Source organism: Caulobacter sp. D5, from assembly GCF_003185805.1.
Lineage (GTDB): Bacteria > Pseudomonadota > Alphaproteobacteria > Caulobacterales > Caulobacteraceae > Caulobacter.
On record NZ_QHJY01000586.1, the window covers coordinates 1 to 1229 of the forward strand.

Below are 1229 nucleotides of genomic sequence, written 5' to 3' on the forward strand. Positions count from 1 at the left end.
CGGCGTCGACCTCGCCGCGCACGCCGCCGGTGCGCTTGCCGGCCAGCAGGGCCGGGTCGGCCAGCACCTGCAGGCCGGTGGCGCGCGAGAAGGCCGGCAGGGCCGTCGACAGGTCGCCGGCCGGGATGGCCAGGGCCGGCTTGGGCGCCGGCGCGGCCAGCGCCGAACCGCCCGAAAGCAGAGCCACGGCCGAGGCCGTACCGAGCCAGGTCTTGAAGGTCATCGTCTATCCCCGAGTTCGCGCGGCGTGAGGCCGGCTTCGGCGGGAAAGACGCTGGCGCCCCGCCTGTCAGGACAGGGAATTTTGTGAAGTTTCCGCGACGGGGTCAGCCGGCGCCTCAACGCGTGAGGACGAGGCCGCCCCCGCCTTCCCTGACCTTGAAGCCGTGGACGAGCGCCAGATTGCGCACCAGGGCGTCCGGATCGTCCATGCGGAAGCGGCCGGCCACGCGCTGGCGGCCCAGGTCCTCGCCCTCGACCACGATCGGCGTCGGCGAGGCGCGGTTCAGCCGCTCGACCAGCCGCGCCAGGGTGACCCCGTCGGTCTCCAGCCAGCCCGAGCGCCAGTCGTCGCCGGCCGGGTCGAAGGCCCGGACCTTGGACAGCCGCCCCTCGGTGGCGAAGGCCCGCTGGCCGACGGTCAGCTCGGCGGTGCGATGGATCAGACCCTTGGGCGCCAGCCGCACGCGGCCGCGATGCACCGACAGCTCCACCCGCCCCGGGCCGCGCTCGTGACTGAGTTCGAGGTCGAAGGCCGTGCCCAACACCCGGGCCGAGCCCTCGGCGGTCTTCACCGTGAAAGGCCGGGCCGCGTCATGGGCGACGTCGAAGAAGGCCTCGCCCTGGTCCAGGGCGACCTCCCGGCGTTGCGACCCCATCCGGACCGACAGCCGGGTGCCGCCGTCCAGCGTCACCCTGGTGCCGTCGGCCAGGGCGACGGTGCGATGCTGCCCCCTGCCCGTCTCGAAGATCGTGGGCGTCACGGTCATCAGCTGCAGCTGCGGCCAGGCGACCACGGCCGCCAGGGCGCAGGCGGCGGCGAGACCGCCGGCAAGGCCGGCGATCGGTCCGGCCCGACGGGCGCGGACGGCGCGGCGCTGTTCGCTGAGCGCCATGGCCTCGGACAGGGCCGCGTCCTGGCTGGTGGTCCACAGCTGGTCGAAGGCCTGGGCGTTGGCGGCGTCAGCGGTCCGCCAGGCGGCGAAGCCGGCCTCGTCGCGGAAGGCCGG

General features: G+C 74.8%; 2 protein-coding genes. Both read right to left on the reverse strand.

Annotated features, from left to right (window positions below; translation table 11 throughout):
• On the reverse strand, nucleotides 1–223 hold a 223-nt coding region (locus tag DMC18_RS25525; protein ID WP_199232645.1), incomplete at its 3' end, for a hypothetical protein.
• Nucleotides 224–338: 115 nt separating this feature from the next.
• Nucleotides 339–1229, reverse strand: an 891-nt coding sequence (locus DMC18_RS25530) for a FecR family protein (RefSeq protein WP_110133442.1), incomplete at its 5' end; no start/stop codon positions are given.